Source organism: Vagococcus sp. AM17-17 (assembly GCF_003471765.1).
Taxonomy (GTDB): Bacteria; Bacillota; Bacilli; order Lactobacillales; family Vagococcaceae; genus Vagococcus; species Vagococcus teuberi.
This window is the reverse complement of sequence record NZ_QRJY01000001.1, coordinates 187,609-204,755: the sequence shown is the minus strand read 5'-3', so window position 1 is coordinate 204,755 and position 17,147 is coordinate 187,609. Positions and strand designations below refer to the sequence as shown.

Sequence of the window (17,147 nt, the reverse complement as noted above, 5' to 3'; positions counted from 1 at the left end):
GTTTTACCATGTCATTTGACGGTATTTTCACCCACTTGATGGTAAACGAATTATCAAATACATTAACCAATGGACGTTTGTCAAAGGTCCATCAACCATATGATAATGAATTGATGTTAGTTTTTAGAAACAACTCAAAAAATCACACGCTTTTATTATCTGCTAATCCAAATTATGCTCGTATTCAACTAACGAATATCAAGTATAAAAATCCTGCTACCCCGCCCAACTTCTGTATGACGCTTAGAAAGTATCTTGAGGGAAGTATTTTACAAGAAATCAAACAAACTAATAATGACCGTATCATTTCGTTTTCTTTTGAAAGTCGCAATGATTTAGGTGACTTAGAAAGTATTGTGTTAATTGTTGAATTAATGGGCCGACACAGTAACATCCTTTTATTAAATAAAGACACACTAAAAATTATTGATACAATCAAACATGTAGGAATGAGCCAAAATAGCTATCGTCTTCTTTTACCAGGTGCTGATTACATCACACCACCACTAAAAGACACACAAAACCCTTGGACAGTTGACAAGGAGGCTTTGTTTAAAGAATTAAACAGTTTAGCCGAGCTATCACCACAAGCCATTCAACAGCAATTTGAAGGATTTTCTAAAGATACAGCAAATGAATTAGTTTACCGCCTAAAACATGAAGATACAGATAAAGTAACGACTTGGACTAACTTCTTCAATGAAATGACCAATCAGTTACATCCAACTATTGGATTGATTAAAGATAAAGAACGCTTTGCCCCTATCCCCTATCAAACCTTTGATGAAGAATTATCACAGTTTGATACACTTAGTGACATGCTAGATGCTTTTTATGAAGGCAAAGCCGAGAAAGATCGGGTAAAACAACAAGCTGGTGAGCTAATCAAAAAAGTGACAAACGATATTAATAAATTAAAAAAGAAAACCAAAATTCTAGAAAAACAACTTGTGGATGCTGATAATGCAGAGATTTATCGTGTCAAAGGAGAGCTTCTCACGACATTCTTACATGAAGTAAAACGCGGCGCTACCAGTGTTGAGCTACCAAATTATTATGATAATGATGAACCAATTAAAATTAGTTTAAATGAAGCCCTTACACCAAACCAAAATGCACAAAAGTATTTCCAACGTTATCAAAAACTGAAAAATGGTGTGGCTGTAGTTAAAGAGCAACTAAATATTACAAAATATGAACTACTCTATTTAGAATCAGTATTAGCCCAATTAGATATCGCATCACCGAGCGATGTGCAACTGATTAGGGAAGAATTAATTGCTGAGAAATACATCAAAGTAAAAAACAAAGATAAGAAAAAACAAAAAAACAAACCATCGAAACCTCTTCAATTTGTTTCTAGTGATGGGGACACCATTTTTGTTGGAAAAAATAATATCCAAAATGACCAACTCACTTTAAAAACCGCTAATAAAAATGATATTTGGTTACATACTAAAGATATCCCTGGTTCCCATGTCATTATTAAAAGTAGTAATCCTAGTGATCAAACGCTTTTAGAAGCTGCCTTGCTTGCAGCGTACTATTCAAAATACCGTTTATCAGCATCAGTCCCTGTTGATTATGTTGCAGTGAAACACGTTAAAAAACCAAATGGTGCCAAACCTGGCTTTGTCATTTATGAGAATCAAAAAACATTGTTTGTCACGCCCGAACTAAGTGAAATTAAAAAGATAAAGGAGTGTTGATATATGTTACGTTTTAGAACTGTTTTACTTGGGATTGTTGGAATTGGGCTATTAGTGTTTGCTCTCTCATATTTTGTTTATCGATTTATCTTTAAAAAAGATTTTAAAAATATGAAAATAAACATCCTGATGATACTACTAGCTGTTATTGGCGGCACTCTTTTTTATAGTCCTGCTAAGCAATATATTCAATTAAAAAAAGGAACCATCAACCATAGTAATGTCGTGACATATAATGGACAAAAGATAAGAACAGAAGCCAATGCGACTGAACGTCTTACTTTACCTTCTGTTTATGGAAGTATTGAAGCTACACACCCTTCTGTTGTAGCACTTGATAAACCGTTAGTTGGATACAAATACTGGATGGCTGTAACACCTTATCCAAAAGGAAAAGCCATTTACGAAAATCCACATGTATTTAAGTCAAACGATTTAGTTTCATGGATTCCAAATGAAGCAAACCCACTAGATGAACCAAAAAGCGAAAAATTTAACGATAATAATACACCGATGCAGTATGATTCTGATACGCATATTATTTATAATAAAAAAAAGAATCAATTAGAGGTATTTTGGCGCTATGTTGATGATATCAATAAAAAATCAATCATTTACAAACGAACATCGGTGGATGGAAAAAATTGGACACCTAAAGAAATAGTCTTTGATGGAACAAAACCAGGTGAAGACTGGATATCACCTGTATTTATTAAAGATGATAAGGGATATAAAGTATGGTATGTTGCCCATGGGTACAAAATTTGGACTAGAGATAGCCAAGATGGAAAGAAATGGAGCAATGCTATAGAAGTCAAGGTTCCCTACGAAGAAAAAAATATGCATCATTGGCATTTAGACGTCCAAAAAACTGATTTAGGCTATGAGATGGTGGTTGTTGGGTTTAAATCAAATGGTGAATACAAATTATCTGATCGACATGTAATGAATGTGTATTATTCAAAATCAGAAGATAATAAAAAGTGGGACACTCTTAAACCCATTATCTTCCCTTCTGGTAAACGAGTTGGATTTGATGGAAAAGGGTTATATCGTAGCGCTATGTTGAAAGAAGGAAAAGATTATTATATCTTTTATAGTGGCATTGGGTATGATGATACTCGTGGTGTCGGTGTATCAACTGGAACAGATATCAATCACTTGAAAGGATTAAATCTATCTGATTACCAAGGAAAAATTAAATTAGATAACAAAACCGAGTAGTTTTTCTACTCGGTTTTAATACGCTTTTTCGTTCGCTTGTACTTTTCTTTATGTCCATCATACTCAATTTGTAAACTTAACAATTCAGAATAAACCCAGTCCATTGATTTGCTTGTAGCAAGTGATAACGAATAAATAAATGATACAGGGAGCGATTCGATACGTCGTTCTCTACTCACCCATGTGGCAATAGTTGATTGTGGGTATTGAAATTGTTCGCAAAATTCTAGTACAGTATAGTTTAAATGCTTAATAATAAATGTATTGATAGGGTGAGGATAAACAAAAGTATTGGTAGTCATGGTGGGAAAACTCCTTTTTATTTTAATTTCATTTGCGATAATAGTTATCTCTTTCTTATAGTATAATAAAAAACGACTAATTATCCTAATAATAATTAGTCGTTTGCTCTATAAGTATTGATTTATCTGCAAAATAAATTCTTCTTTACCATAAAATGACTTATCCAAGAGTTCTGGAAAGATTTCTTCAAAAAAGTAAGTCACAGACGGGCGATGTTTATATTCTTGTATCGTTTGAACGGCTTCTAAAAACATTTCTTTATAAACCATTTCAGGATTATTTTTCACAATCTCTTCAAATGACTCATACAGTAAGTCAACTTTGTCAGCAATGGATAAAATCTCACCTTCGACAGTGTCGTCTTTGCCTTCAAATAATCGCCTGCGATAAATGTCTTGAAACTCTTCTGGAATTTCTTGTGAGATGAACTCATCCGTCATTTTCTCTTCAACAGTTTGCAACATGCCTCTTAACTCTTTATTGGCATATTTTACAGGTGTCTTAATATCACCGATAAATCGCTCAGTATAGTCATGATTTAATGCTTTTTCATAAAGACTTTTCCAATCAATCTCTACTCCATGATGCTCTTCAATATCTCCTAAAACTTGTGCAATAGACGTAACACGATATGAATGAGCCGCTACTGTATGCTCTGTAAATTTAAAAAAACCAGGTGCACGCGTAATAGTTTCCAAATTATTAAGACCTAAAATAAAATCATTTAACCCCATCATGTCACCTACTTTCAATATTATTTATTTTTTCTGATTTTTTCTTTTGCTTTAATTAATTCAAGCAAGTAAAGCGTTAAAGTCAATGTTAAAATAGCAATCGTTAATAATAACGTTTGCCCTCCATTATTATGAACCACAAGTAATTGTCTTAGAATCGCAGTAATACTAATTAAAACAAGGTATTTTATCGGAACATTGTGTGCGTCTTCAATGTATTTAAGCGTCATGATAATAAACTCAAATAACATAAAGAAACCAAGAATATAATCAGCAATTGTGTCTATAGACCCCATCTTGTTTTGGATAAAAATTAATTTAAAGATATTAACTAAATCTAGTCCCATATATATTAAAATGAGTATAGCTAAAATAGAAAGAAAGACATTCATCACAATACTAAGAAGCATTTTTAATTTTTCTTCCATAAACCCTCCTAAATCAAATAGTATATCTATTAAATAATAAAGTTTCTAATATTGCAACTATTAAACTTTATAAAAAAACCTACGATTTGAATCGCAGGTTCATCTCATTATTTCAACCATGAAGCTGGGTCTTTTTTCCATTCTTGTAATAATAGACGATCATCTTGTGAGATATAATCATTTTCTATCGCAACGTCGATTAATTCATCATAGTTCGTTAATGTATCAAATGGAATGCCTGCTGCTTTGAAATTTTCTACACCACTTGGTAGTTGATACGTAAAAATGGCAGCAACACCCAATACATTTGCCCCTTCACGTTTAGCTGCTTGAGCAGCATCAATCACGCTACCACCTGTTGAAATCAAATCCTCAATAATAACCATTTTAGCACCATTATCAATACGTCCTTCGATTTGATTTTTCTTGCCGTGATCTTTAGATTTTCCACGGATATAAACCATTGGTAAGCCAAGTTCTTCGGCAACCCATGCAGCATGCGGAATCCCTGCAGTGGCTGTTCCAGCGATCACTTCAACACTTGGGTAGTTTTCTTTAATTAAGTTCGCTAATCCTTTAGCGACCAATCTACGCACATCAGGATAGCTCATCGTTAAACGATTATCACAATAGATTGGACTTTTAATCCCACTCGCCCATGTAAACGGCTCATTTGGACTTAAAGATACTGCTTTGATTGATAATAATTCTTTTGCAATTTGTTTCATTAATCATTCTCTCCATTCCACTCGTTTTTGATTTCTACATAAGCAGCATAAGGGTTCTCTGCTTGTGTAATTGGTCTTCCCACGACGATATATGTAGAACCATTTTCTCTTGCTTTACTTGGTGTCATCACACGTTTTTGATCACCAACGTCATTGCTCGCTAAACGAATGCCTGGTGTTAAACACACAAAGTCTTCACTTGTGTGTTCTTTGATATCTCTTGCTTCATGGGCCGAACACACCACACCATCTAGTCCTGCTTCTTGAGTTAGTGTAGCATAATGACGCACACTGTCATTCAGACCAACAGAAATAAGTTGCTCTTCTTTAACTTGTTCATCACTAGTAGAGGTTAATTGAGTCACAGCAATTAATTTTGGCACTGGCTGACCAGTAGGGGTTCCTTCTTTCAATCCTCTATAGGCTGCCTCCATCATCTCTTTACCACCAGCAGCATGGACATTGGTTAATGCCACACCAAGCTTAGCGATACCTTTCATAGCAGAATAAACAGTATTTGGAATATCATGTAGCTTTAAATCCAAAAATACATCATGTCCATTATCGATCAACCACGTTACAATACTTGGCCCTTCTTGATAAAATATTTCCATTCCTACTTTCAGATAAAGTGATTCTTCTTTTGGAAAATGACTTAAAAAGAGTTCCATATCTTTTTTACTCGGTAAATCTAGTGCAATTACTGGTCGTTTTTCTCTCATTGTCTAGCCTCTTTCACTTCTCTTATTAATTGTTCGATGGACTCAATCCCTAATTCATCCATTTTGCTTGGTAATTCATCAATTAACTTCGGACAAATATATGGGTCAGTGAAATTCATAGTTCCAACAGCGACAGCACTTGCTCCAGCTAAGTACATTTCAATCACATCGTCTACTGTGGACACACCACCCATTCCAATAATCGGAATGTCGACTGCGTGAGATACTTCATGAATCATGCGAATTGCCACTGGTTTGATACCTGGGCCTGATAATCCACCAGTCCCATTAGCTAATACAGACTTTCTTGTTTTTAAGTCTATACGCATACCAACTAATGTATTAATCATCGTAATTCCATCTGCTCCAGCCTCTTCTACTGCTTTTGCAATGGGCACAATACTTGTCACGTTTGGTGATAGCTTGATGTAAACAGGTACATTTGCTACTGATTTTGCTGCTGCCGTTAATTCTGCGGCTACTTCTGCACTTGTTCCAAACGCGATCCCACCGTCTTTTACATTAGGACATGAAATGTTAAGCTCGATCGCTTTAACGTTTGGCGCGTCCCCAATTCTTTCGCATACTCGTTTGTAATCATCTACCGTTGATCCAGCGACGTTTGCGATAATTGGAACATCATATTTTTCAAGAGAAGGCAATTGATTTGCCATAACGGTTTCTAATCCCGGATTTTGCAATCCAATAGCATTTAACATCCCACTAGGTGTTTCAGCCACACGCGGAGTTGGATTACCATAACGCATGTCAGCTGTTGTGGCTTTTACCATAATGGCACCAAGTTTACTTAAATCATAATACTTAGCATATTCATCACCAAAACCAAAACACCCACTTGCTGGCATAATTGGATTTTTTAATTCTAATCCTGGGATACTCAAACTTAAACGACTCATATTATCACTTCTCCTGCTTTAAATATTGGCCCTTCATCACAGACTTTTTTATTAACCTTAGGATCTTTCTTAGACTGACAGACACAGGCGTAACATGCTCCCACACCACAAGCCATTCTCTCTTCCATAGATAGATACACATGAGGGTGATCTATAAAAGTCGTTTCAACAGCTCTTAGTAACCCTGGTGCACCACAAGCAAAAATTGCTTTAGGTTCACCCGTTACAGGTTTAACTTCATCAATCAACATCCCAACATGACCCTTTACACCATATGAGCCATCATCTGTTGCAATGTGTAACTGACCTAATGCACTAAATTCTTCTTCATAATACATCACATCTTTTGACGCAAAACCATTTAAGAAATAGATAGTTGCACCTTTTTCTTTTAGTCTACGTCCTAACTCATAAAGAGGAGGAACACCAATTCCTCCACCTATTACATAAACAACATCATCTTTTTCTACCATCTCAATATCAAATCCATTACCTAAAGGTCCTAAACAATCTAGTTTATCGCCAACTTGAGACTCACTAAACGCTTTTGTCCCATCGCCTTCAACACGGTAAATGATTTTGCACGTTTTATCGTCATGATTTACTTCTGCCAAACTTATTGGGCGTCTTAAGAGTAAATCTTCTCTCGGAACACGAATATGAATAAATTGACCTGGTGTTACCATCTCTTGCGTTAAGTCTCCTCTTAACGTCATTTCGAATATACGTGGTGCTAATTCAACTTGATTGACAATCTCCATCATCTCTTGTTTCATATTCAATCTCCTTTTTTATAATGATAATGCTGTAAAGCTTCTAGCTTCTAATACTTTAAGTATCGCTTCTGCCGTATCAAGGGACGTCATAAGCGGCACACCATTTTCAACAGAAAAACGTCTTATTCTAAAGCCATCTGATGCTTCTTTCTCACTATTACCTGTCGTATTAATAACTAAATTTACTCGTCCTGTTTTAATGCAGTCAATCACGTTATAATTTTTAGTATCTGCTATTTTTGCGACTGTTTCGACAATTAATCCATGATCTGTTAAGTACTTACTTGTTCCTTCAGTTGCTAACATGCCATACCCAATATCTGAGAATCGTTTGGCTAACGCTAGAGCTTCTTCTTTGCAATCATCCGAGATAGTAAACAAGACATTACCATAATCAGGTAAATGCATGCCACTTGCTTCAAATGCTTTGTAAAGAGCTTTTTCCATTGTACGATCTGTTCCCATGACTTCACCAGTTGATTTCATTTCTGGCCCTAATTGTGTATCCACTTCATGAAGTTTTGCAAATGAGAATACTGGTGCTTTCACATGAACCATTGGGCTTTCTTTATATAATCCTGGTTCATAACCAAACTCTTTCAATGTATGACCTAAAATTAATTGTGTCGCAAGTTTGGCCATTGGGATATCTGTTACTTTACTTAAGAAAGGAACTGTTCGGCTAGCACGGGGATTGACTTCAATCACGAAGACGTCTTCTCCTTGTGCGATAAACTGGACATTCATGATGCCTTTACAGTTCAACCCTTTAGCTAATTTTTGTGTGTAATCAACAATTTTATCAATCACTGGTTGGCTTATTTTTTGAGGTGGATAGACTGCCATCGAATCTCCTGAATGGACACCCGCACGCTCTATATGTTCCATTATACCAGGTATTAATACATCTTCTCCATCACAAATTGCATCAACTTCACACTCTGTTCCAACAACATATCGGTCGATTAAAATTGGATGCTCTGGTGATGCTTTTACGGCTTCAACCATGTAACGTTTTAAGTCTTTTGTGCTCCAGACAATCTCCATCGCACGACCTCCTAAAACATAACTTGGTCTAACTAATACAGGATAGCCAATTCTTTCCGCAATTTTTATCGCGTCAGCTTCATTAGTCGCCGTTGCTCCTTCAGGTTGTGGAATGCCTAACTCTTGTAACGCTTGTTCAAATTTATCACGATTTTCTGCTCTATCTAAATCTTCTAAGGTTGTTCCGATAATTGGAATACTGTGTTTCGTTAATCCTTCTGCTAAGTTAATCGCTGTTTGACCACCAAACTGAACGATAACGCCTTTAGGTTGTTCTAACTCTACGATGTTAAGCACATCTTCTAATGTTAATGGCTCAAAGTATAGTTTATCTGAAATTGAAAAGTCAGTTGATACAGTTTCTGGATTACTATTTATAATAATCGCTTCATAGCCTTGTTCTTGAATGGCTTTAACCGAGTGAACTGTCGCATAATCAAATTCTACCCCTTGACCGATACGGATTGGACCAGATCCAAGTACAATCACTGATTCTTTATCTGTTCTTTCGCTTTCGTTTTCTTCTTCATATGTACTATAGAAGTATGGTGTTTCTGAAGCAAATTCTCCAGCACATGTGTCCACCATTTTATAAACTGGTAAAATTTTGTGCTCAGTTCTAATATTTTTTACGTCTTCTGCTGTCATATTCCATAATCTGGCAATCACAACATCTGCAATACCATAACGTTTCGCTTCTTTTAATACTTCGATATCGTTTGGATTGTTGGATAATGCATCTTCTAATTCAATGATTCGTTTGATTTTATCTAAGAAGAAGATATCAATTTTTGTAAACTGAGCAATGTCTTGAATCGTCATGCCTCGTCTAATACCTTCTGCTACTCTGAATAAACGGTCATCTTTTGCTTCGACCATTTGTTTAATTAACTCATCATCTGACAGATCTTTTGATTCTTCTGAGTCAATATGGTGTAACCCAATCTCTAATGATCTCACCGCTTTTAATAATGACTCTTCAATCGTACGACCTAACGCCATCACTTCTCCGGTTGCTTTCATTTGGGTACTTAATAATCTATCTCCGTGTTCAAACTTATCAAATGCCCAACGTGGAATTTTTGATACCACGTAATCTAATGCTGGTTCAAACATCGCATACGTTGTTTGTGTCACTGGATTTTTCATTTCATCAAGTGTTAAACCGACCGCTATTTTCGCGGCAATTTTTGCAATCGGGAATCCTGTTGCTTTACTTGCTAACGCTGATGAGCGACTCACTCGAGGATTTACCTCAATGACATAATAGTCATAACTATCTGGGTTTAAGGCTAACTGAACGTTACATCCCCCTTCAATTTCAAGGGCTTTAATAATTTTTAGTGACGCATCTCTTAATAGCTGAACTTCAACATCAGATAATGTTTGGCAAGGGGCAAATACGATTGAGTCTCCCGTATGAATTCCCACTGGGTCAAAGTTTTCCATGTGACACACCACAATCGCTTGATTATTTTTATCTCGCATCACTTCAAATTCGATTTCTTTGTAGCCAGCAATACTTTTTTCGATTAAACATTGGTCAACAGGAGAAAGGCTGATACCATTTTTTGTAATCGCAATTAATGACTCTTCATCATCACACATTCCCCCACCTGTTCCACCTAACGTAAACGCTGGACGAACAATAAGAGGGTAGCCTATTTTTTTACCAAATTCTACCGCTTCTTCTACCGTATGAACAATCACACTTTCTGGGATTGGCTCGTTTAATTCTTCCATTAGTTGTTTAAATAAATCTCTATCTTCTGCTTGGTCGATGGCGCTGATTTTAGTTCCTAATAGTTCAATCCCTAATTCCTCTAAAATTCCTTTGTCATTTAACTCAATCGCCATGTTTAATCCTGTTTGACCACCAAGTGTTGGAAGGATGGCATCTGGGCGTTCTTTTCTTAATACCTTTGTGACAAATTCTAACGTGATAGGCTCGATATAAACTTTATCAGCAATGTCTTTGTCTGTCATAATTGTCGCGGGGTTTGAGTTGATTAATACTACCTCATAACCTTCTTCTTTTAAGGCTAAACATGCTTGTGTACCAGCATAGTCAAATTCAGCTGCTTGTCCGATGATAATTGGTCCTGAACCAATCACTAATATTTTTTTTATATCGTCTCTTTTAGGCATGTTTATTCCCCCAGTTTTCCATTAATTCAATAAACTCGTCAAAAATCGATTCAGCATCATGTGGCCCAGGTGCAGCATCCGGATGAAATTGCACTGAAAAGGCTGGATGATTTTTATGTTTAACCCCTTCAACTGACCCGTCATTAATATCAACGTGAGTTAACATTAATTCTGTTGTATCTAAACTATCAAGTGACACGGCATACCCGTGATTTTGAGAGGTGAAGTACACTGAGTCAGAGGCAATCTCTCTGACAGCATGATTTCCGCCACGATGTCCAAAACGCATTTTATAAGTATCAGCCCCATTCGCTAAACTTAATAACTGATGTCCTAGACAAATACCAAAAATTGGGACAACCCCTTGGATTTTTAAAATCGTTTTTAACGCGAGTGGTAAATCTTTTGGATTTCCTGGTCCATTTGATAGCATCACGCCATCAGGTCGATAAGATAAAATCTCTTTTGCGGTTGTGTCATAAGGAACAACTGTAATATGACAATCGCGTTTGATTAATTCTCTTAATATACTTTGCTTCATACCAAAATCAATAATCACCACGTTTGCGCCAGTTCCTGGAATGCTATAAGGTTTTGTAGTTGAAACAGCTTGGACTTGTGTTGACGGTAAAACAGTCGCTCGTAATTGGTCGTAAGCATGGTTTATGTCAGACACAACATCTATAATGCTTGCCTTCATTGCCCCTTTTTCACGAATTTTTTTCGTTAACGCACGAGTGTCAATCCCGCTGATTCCTGGAACACCTTTTCGTTTCAAGAATTCATCTAACGTTGCTTGTGAGCGCCAGTTTGATGCTACTCTAGCGACATCTCTGACCACAACAGCAGAACAAGCTGGAGACATGGATTCAAAATCATCACGATTTATTCCATAATTTCCAATTGTTGGATAAGTGAATAATAATATTTGCCCTTTAAAACTTGGATCCGTCATCATCTCTTGGTACCCACTCATTCCTGTTGTAAATACTAACTCACCAGTAGCAGAATTTGGCGCACCAAATCCTTCTCCTTCATAACACGTTCCATCTTCTAAGATTAACAATCGCTTCATTTACTTACGCCTCCTTTTTATTCCAAACCAATTTCCCTTTTACAAAGGTATATAGTGTGTCTCCAACAACTTTTTCTCCACTAAATGGCGTATTATGTGATTTTGAAACAAACTCCTCAGGTATGACCACTTCTTCATCTAAGTCAAAGATGGCAATATCTGCATCTGCCCCAATGTTTAATGAGCCTGTTTCTAAATTAAATAGTTTTGATGGTGCTTCTGTCATCCAATACACAACTTGCTCTAGTGTAAAACGATTTGTTTTAACAAAGTGCGTGTACATTAAAGCAAAGGCTGTTTCACTTCCCACGATTCCAAATGGTGAATCAATCATACTTTGATTTTTTTCTTCGTGTCCATGTGGTGCATGGTCTGTAGCGATACAATCAATCGTTCCATCCAGTAATCCATCGATTAATGCTTGTTGATCATCAGTCGCTCTTAGTGGCGGATTCATTTTAAAGTAACCATGATCATGTGTGATATCACAATCTGTCATGATTAAATGATGCGGACACACTTCACACGTCACATGAATACCATGTTTTTTTGCTTGTCTGATGACTTCAACACTTTCTTTGGTTGAAACATGACAGACATGATAATGAACGCCTGTTTCTTTTGCTAATAACACGTCCCTAGCAATTTGTGATGATTCAGTCGCACTCATAATACCAGGTAAGCCTAACTCTTTTGATTTCTCACCTAAATGCATCACGCCACCAAATAATAAACTCTCATCTTCAGTGTGGGCCACAATCGCCATATCAAGTGCTGCTGCTTCTTTCATTGCTTCGTACATGACTCCAGCAGTTTGCACACCCACACCATCATTTGTAAAAGCAAATGCACCAGCTTTTTTTAATCCAGCAAAGTCAACTAACTTTTCTGTGTTTAATTCTTTTGTAATAGGTGCATATTGTAAGATGTTTACCACGCTATCTTTTTCGATTCGTTGATACATGTCCGTCAAACGCTCTGGTGTATCTGGCACTGGGTTAAGGTTTGGCATGGCGCACACTGTGGTAAACCCACCTTTAGCCGCTGAACGACTACCTGTTTCGATTGTTTCTTTGTATTCAAATCCAGGCTCTCTAAAATGCACATGAACATCAACTAATCCTGGTGTTATCAATCCGTTTTTTGCATCAATAACTTGTTCAAAACTCTCTGCTGTTTCAGTAAACTGACCAATCCCTTTGATTTTCCCTTCTTCAATCCATACATCGACAGGAATTAACTGATTTCTACTTGTAACCACTCGGCCATTTTTAATTAATGTTTTCATGTTCATCCTCCTAAGATTTTCCTTGTAAAATGGCTTCTAATATTGCCATTCTCATAAATACACCATTGGTCATCTGTTGCGTGATGCGTGATTGATACCCTTCGACTAACTCATCAGCGAGCTCGACATCACGATTGACCGGAGCGGGGTGCATGATAATCGCTTTTTCTTTCATTTTTGTTGCACGTTTATTTGTTAAACCATGTTGTTGGTGATACTCTTCTTTTGAAAAACTTTCCCCTTCATCGTGACGCTCGTGTTGCACACGTAACATCATCATCACGTCTACTTTATCTAATACGTCATCTATTGGTAAGTAAGTCCCGTATGCTTCATATTTCTTGTTGTACCATTCTTCTGGTCCACAGAAATAAAGATTGGCTCCCAGACGTTTTAACATCTTCATGTTTGAGTTGGCCACACGAGAATGCGTTAAATCGCCACAGATTGCAATATTTAAATTGTCAAAATGTCCGAATTCTTCATATATAGTCAATAAGTCAAGTAGACACTGTGTTGGGTGATTGCCACTACCGTCTCCTCCATTGATGATGGATGTCGTGATTGTTTTACTTTGAATTAATTCATTGTAATAATCTTCTTCCCAGTGACGAATCACACACGCATGCACACCGATTGCTGACATCGTCAACACAGTGTCATATAACGATTCGCCTTTTGATACTGAACTTGTTTTTGCATCAAATTCTATTACATCGATGCCCATTTTTTTCTCTGCGACTTCAAAACTCTTATGTGTTCTTGTACTGTTTTCAAAGAATAGATTAGCAACAAAATATTGTTGATTTGGTAATTGAGATTTTTCTCCGTGTTTAAACTGCTGTGCACGTTTAATTAATCCCATCACTTCTTGATCACTTAATGATTCTGCAGTTAGTAAATGTTTTAAACTAATTCTCTCCGATGTAATAATCATTTGAGCCTCTCCTTTTTATTCTAATTCGCTTTTCGCTTTTTCAGGTAAAATCAAGTTCAGTATAATTCCAAACAATGTTGCTAGAGCCATACCAGAAACTGCTACTGCTCCAACTTGGAATGTTAATCCGCCGATTCCCACTACTAAGATAACTGAGGCAATCAACAAGTTGCGTTTTAAGTTAAAATCAATTTTATTATCAATCAAGATTTTCAATCCGCTTGAAGCAATCACTCCGAATAGGATAAAACTAATTCCCGCAATAACAGGGTTAGGAATACTTTGAATAATCGCGGTTAATTTTCCGACAAAACTTAATCCCATTGCTAGAGCTGCTGCTCCACCGATGACAAACATACTATGGACGCGAGTAATCGCTAGTACGCCAATATTCTCTCCGTAACTTGTAACAGGAGGACCGCCAACTAAACCAGCGACGATTTGAGCTAATCCGTCACCCTTAAGTGTTTTATCTAATCCCGGCTCTTTAAAGAAATCTCGTTTCGTTAATTTGTTTAATACCATTAAGTGTCCAATGTGTTCTGTCATCGTCACAAACGCGATAGGTGCCATTGTCACAATCGCGGTTAAGTAAAATTTAGGTGTGTAAGTCACAAACGGCGCTTGAAAGTCAGGTAAAGCAAACCATGCTGCTTGTCTAATTGGCTCAACATCGACAATCCCAACTGCAAGTGCGATAAAGTAACCACACACAATTCCTAGTAATATTGGAATAAGTCCCATAAAGCCTTTAAGATACATGTTAAAGAAAATTGTTAGTGACATCGTAATCAAGGCAACTGCAATGTATTTCACACTGTAAACTTGTTCGCCATTTGCTCCTACTGCATACATCGCTTGATTTGCTGCATTTCCAGCTAATCCAAGTCCGATTACCATGACAACTGGTCCAACCACAATCGCTGGAAGCAATTTATCTAACCAAGCTGATCCTGCTCGTTTCACAATTGCTGAAACAATTAAGTAGACAATCCCCGTTGTGATAGCTCCCAAGGCAACTGCCGGATAACCATCATCTTTCATTAACATTTGCATCGCTGCGATAAACGCAAAACTACTTCCTAAGTATGCTGGTATTTTTCCTTTTGTTACGATAAGATACACAATCGTTCCAAGTCCTGAACTAAATAGGGCAATTCCTGGATTAATACCGACTAATATTGGCACTAGTACTGTGGCACCAAACATCGTAAACAAATGTTGTAAGCTAAGTCCTAACCATTTAATTCCTTTCGGCTTATCATGTATGTCCAATACAACATCTGGGTTTCTATAGTTTTCTTTCATTTGACAGTCTCCTTTATAATAAAAAATCCTCGTTTCAGTTTTAGAAACGAGGCGCGCGAAAACAAGTTGGTGTTTGACTTTTTCCACCAATTGTTATTGCTTTTCCTAGTCTCTCTGTACTCGATTAAAAAGCTTATTTAATTAAGTTGTTTAATTTTGATCTCATCTTTACCATCATATTCTTCCACAGATACAATAATTTGTTCTGTTTTGGATGTTGGAATATTTTTGCCAACGTAATCAGCTCGAATTGGTAATTCTCTATGTCCTCTATCAACTAATACGGCTAATGAAATCTTTTCAGGACGACCAATATCCATGATAGCATCTAGTGCTGCACGAATCGTTCTACCTGTAAAAATAACGTCATCGACTAAAATGACTTCTTTATCTTCTATTGAAAAGGGAATATTTGATGCATGCACTTCAGGTGTGTCGTGTTCATTGACATGATTATCATCTCTGTATAATGTAATATCTAGCTCACCAACAGGAATGTCTTTTCCTTCTAATTGTTTTAATCTCTCAGCAATTCGATTAGCTAGATAAATGCCGCGTGTTTTGATCCCAATCAACACGATATCATCAATGCCTTTGTGTCGTTCAATAATTTCATAAGTAATACGTGTCAATGCTCGTTTCATTGTCATGTCATCCACTACTACTTTTTCAGTCATTAAAGTTCCCCCTAAATTTTTTAAACAAAAAACCCTCTCATCCATCAAAGAATAAGAGGGTTGTGTTTAGTCATAGTGATATAAGGATACAATGACCCTTATCAATACATATTACACGCTCCTTCTTAGCCTCTCTGGACTACTCTTAAAGGACTGTTCTGTTTTGTTGTACTGAGTATAACGCACTCATATGTAAATATCAATCATTATTTTCGATTTCCTTTAATGTTTGTTTAAATATTTCTGGTAACTCAGAATCAAAGGTCATGAGCTCTCCTGTTGTCGGATGAGTAAAGGCTAATGTTTTAGCGTGTAAGAACTGCCCGTTTCCTTTTATCGTTTTCTTCGGTCCATATAATGGATCTCCTACGATTGGGTAGCCAATGTAATCCATGTGAACACGAATTTGATGTGTTCGTCCTGTTTCAAGTACACACTCAATCAACGTATAATCTAAAAATCTTTCTAACACAGTAAAATGCGTCACGGCTTCTTTACCATCAGAAATAATCGCTTGTTTTTGACGATTATCTTTACTTCGTCCAATCGGTGCATCTATTTTTCCTTTTTCATGTGGAATGACACCATGAACTAACGCCACATATTTTCTCAATGTTTTTCTTTCTCTTAGTTCATCTTGTAAGGCAACATGAGCTGCATCATTTTTTGCGACCATTAATAACCCAGATGTATCTTTATCAATACGGTGTACAATCCCTGGACGAATCACGTCGTTTATACTTGAGAGTGAGTCAGCATGAAATAATAACGCATTAACAAGCGTTCCACTTGGATGCCCCATAGATGGATGCACGACCATGCCTTGAGGTTTATTCACGACTATCACATCGTCATCTTCATATACAATCTCAAGCGGAATATCTTGTGCTTCTAACGTTAATTCTTTAGGTTCAGGTACTTGAATATCAATATTATCTTGGTTTTTCACTTTATAATTTGCTTTGACGATTTCACCATTTACACTGACTGCTTCTTCTTTTAACCAGCTTTGGATTTGCGAACGAGAATAGTCTGGATAGATGTCTGCCAAGACTTTATCGATTCTCCCCTTTTTATCTTCTACTACATAATGTAATTGTGTCATTTATTATCTCCTTCATTCAAC

General features: G+C 36.6%; 16 protein-coding genes. 2 read left to right on the top strand and 14 right to left on the bottom strand.

What is annotated here, in order from left to right:
* The first annotated feature begins 8 nt into the window (after positions 1–8).
* Positions 9–1,709, top strand: coding sequence for an NFACT RNA binding domain-containing protein (locus DW196_RS00990; protein WP_118249613.1), 1,701 nt, complete (start codon positions 9–11; stop codon positions 1,707–1,709).
* A 3-nt stretch (positions 1,710–1,712) separates the two neighbouring features.
* Positions 1,713–2,933: a hypothetical protein gene (locus tag DW196_RS00985; protein WP_118249612.1), complete on the top strand. Its 1,221-nt coding sequence runs from the start codon at positions 1,713–1,715 to the stop codon at positions 2,931–2,933.
* A 5-nt stretch (positions 2,934–2,938) separates the two neighbouring features.
* On the opposite strand, the gene DW196_RS00980 is transcribed toward DW196_RS00985, so the two are convergent.
* The 14 genes from DW196_RS00980 to DW196_RS00915 all read right to left on the bottom strand — a co-directional run bounded on the left by DW196_RS00980 (position 2,939) and on the right by DW196_RS00915 (position 17,126).
* Positions 2,939–3,235, bottom strand: coding sequence for a type III secretion system protein PrgN (locus tag DW196_RS00980; protein WP_118249611.1), 297 nt, complete (start codon positions 3,233–3,235; stop codon positions 2,939–2,941).
* 108 nt (positions 3,236–3,343) lie between these two features.
* Positions 3,344–3,970, bottom strand: a complete 627-nt coding sequence (locus DW196_RS00975; RefSeq protein WP_071456886.1) for a YfbR-like 5'-deoxynucleotidase — start codon at positions 3,968–3,970, stop codon at positions 3,344–3,346.
* A gap of 20 nt (positions 3,971–3,990) precedes the next feature.
* Complete coding sequence (locus DW196_RS00970) at positions 3,991–4,398, bottom strand: phosphate-starvation-inducible PsiE family protein (protein WP_071456887.1); 408 nt, start codon at positions 4,396–4,398, stop codon at positions 3,991–3,993.
* A gap of 107 nt (positions 4,399–4,505) precedes the next feature.
* The gene (pyrE, locus tag DW196_RS00965; protein ID WP_118249610.1) at positions 4,506–5,126 is read right to left on the bottom strand and encodes an orotate phosphoribosyltransferase; all 621 of its coding nucleotides are present in this window, start codon (positions 5,124–5,126) and stop codon (positions 4,506–4,508) included.
* Positions 5,126–5,848 (bottom strand): orotidine-5'-phosphate decarboxylase, encoded by a 723-nt coding sequence (pyrF, locus tag DW196_RS00960; protein ID WP_071456889.1) that lies wholly within the window; start codon positions 5,846–5,848, stop codon positions 5,126–5,128. The genes pyrE and pyrF overlap by 1 nt, the downstream gene beginning before the upstream one ends.
* A complete protein-coding gene (locus DW196_RS00955) occupies positions 5,845–6,765 on the bottom strand; it encodes a dihydroorotate dehydrogenase (RefSeq protein WP_118249609.1) in 921 nt (306 codons plus the stop codon). The genes pyrF and DW196_RS00955 overlap by 4 nt, the downstream gene beginning before the upstream one ends.
* Positions 6,762–7,541 carry a dihydroorotate dehydrogenase electron transfer subunit gene (locus DW196_RS00950; protein ID WP_118249608.1) on the bottom strand — a complete coding sequence of 260 codons (780 nt, stop codon included), beginning with the start codon at positions 7,539–7,541 and terminating at the stop codon, positions 6,762–6,764. Before DW196_RS00950 ends, DW196_RS00955 begins: the two co-directional genes overlap by 4 nt.
* Before the next feature lie 15 nt (positions 7,542–7,556).
* On the bottom strand, positions 7,557–10,736 hold the full coding sequence (gene carB, locus DW196_RS00945; RefSeq protein ID WP_118249607.1) for a carbamoyl-phosphate synthase large subunit: 3,180 nt from the start codon (positions 10,734–10,736) through the stop codon (positions 7,557–7,559).
* A complete protein-coding gene (locus tag DW196_RS00940; RefSeq protein WP_071456893.1) occupies positions 10,729–11,811 on the bottom strand; it encodes a carbamoyl phosphate synthase small subunit in 1,083 nt (360 codons plus the stop codon). Before DW196_RS00940 ends, carB begins: the two co-directional genes overlap by 8 nt.
* A gap of 4 nt (positions 11,812–11,815) precedes the next feature.
* Positions 11,816–13,099, bottom strand: a complete 1,284-nt coding sequence (locus tag DW196_RS00935) for a dihydroorotase (RefSeq protein WP_118249606.1) — start codon at positions 13,097–13,099, stop codon at positions 11,816–11,818.
* A gap of 10 nt (positions 13,100–13,109) precedes the next feature.
* Positions 13,110–14,036, bottom strand: a complete 927-nt coding sequence (locus DW196_RS00930; protein ID WP_118249605.1) for an aspartate carbamoyltransferase catalytic subunit — start codon at positions 14,034–14,036, stop codon at positions 13,110–13,112.
* Between the two features lie 15 nt (positions 14,037–14,051).
* The gene (locus tag DW196_RS00925) at positions 14,052–15,344 is read right to left on the bottom strand and encodes a solute carrier family 23 protein (RefSeq protein WP_118249604.1); all 1,293 of its coding nucleotides are present in this window, start codon (positions 15,342–15,344) and stop codon (positions 14,052–14,054) included.
* Between the two features lie 137 nt (positions 15,345–15,481).
* Positions 15,482–16,021 carry a bifunctional pyr operon transcriptional regulator/uracil phosphoribosyltransferase PyrR gene (gene pyrR, locus DW196_RS00920; RefSeq protein ID WP_071456897.1) on the bottom strand — a complete coding sequence of 180 codons (540 nt, stop codon included), beginning with the start codon at positions 16,019–16,021 and terminating at the stop codon, positions 15,482–15,484.
* A gap of 199 nt (positions 16,022–16,220) precedes the next feature.
* Positions 16,221–17,126: an RluA family pseudouridine synthase gene (locus DW196_RS00915; protein ID WP_071456898.1), complete on the bottom strand. Its 906-nt coding sequence runs from the start codon at positions 17,124–17,126 to the stop codon at positions 16,221–16,223.
* Positions 17,127–17,147: the final 21 nt, after the last annotated feature.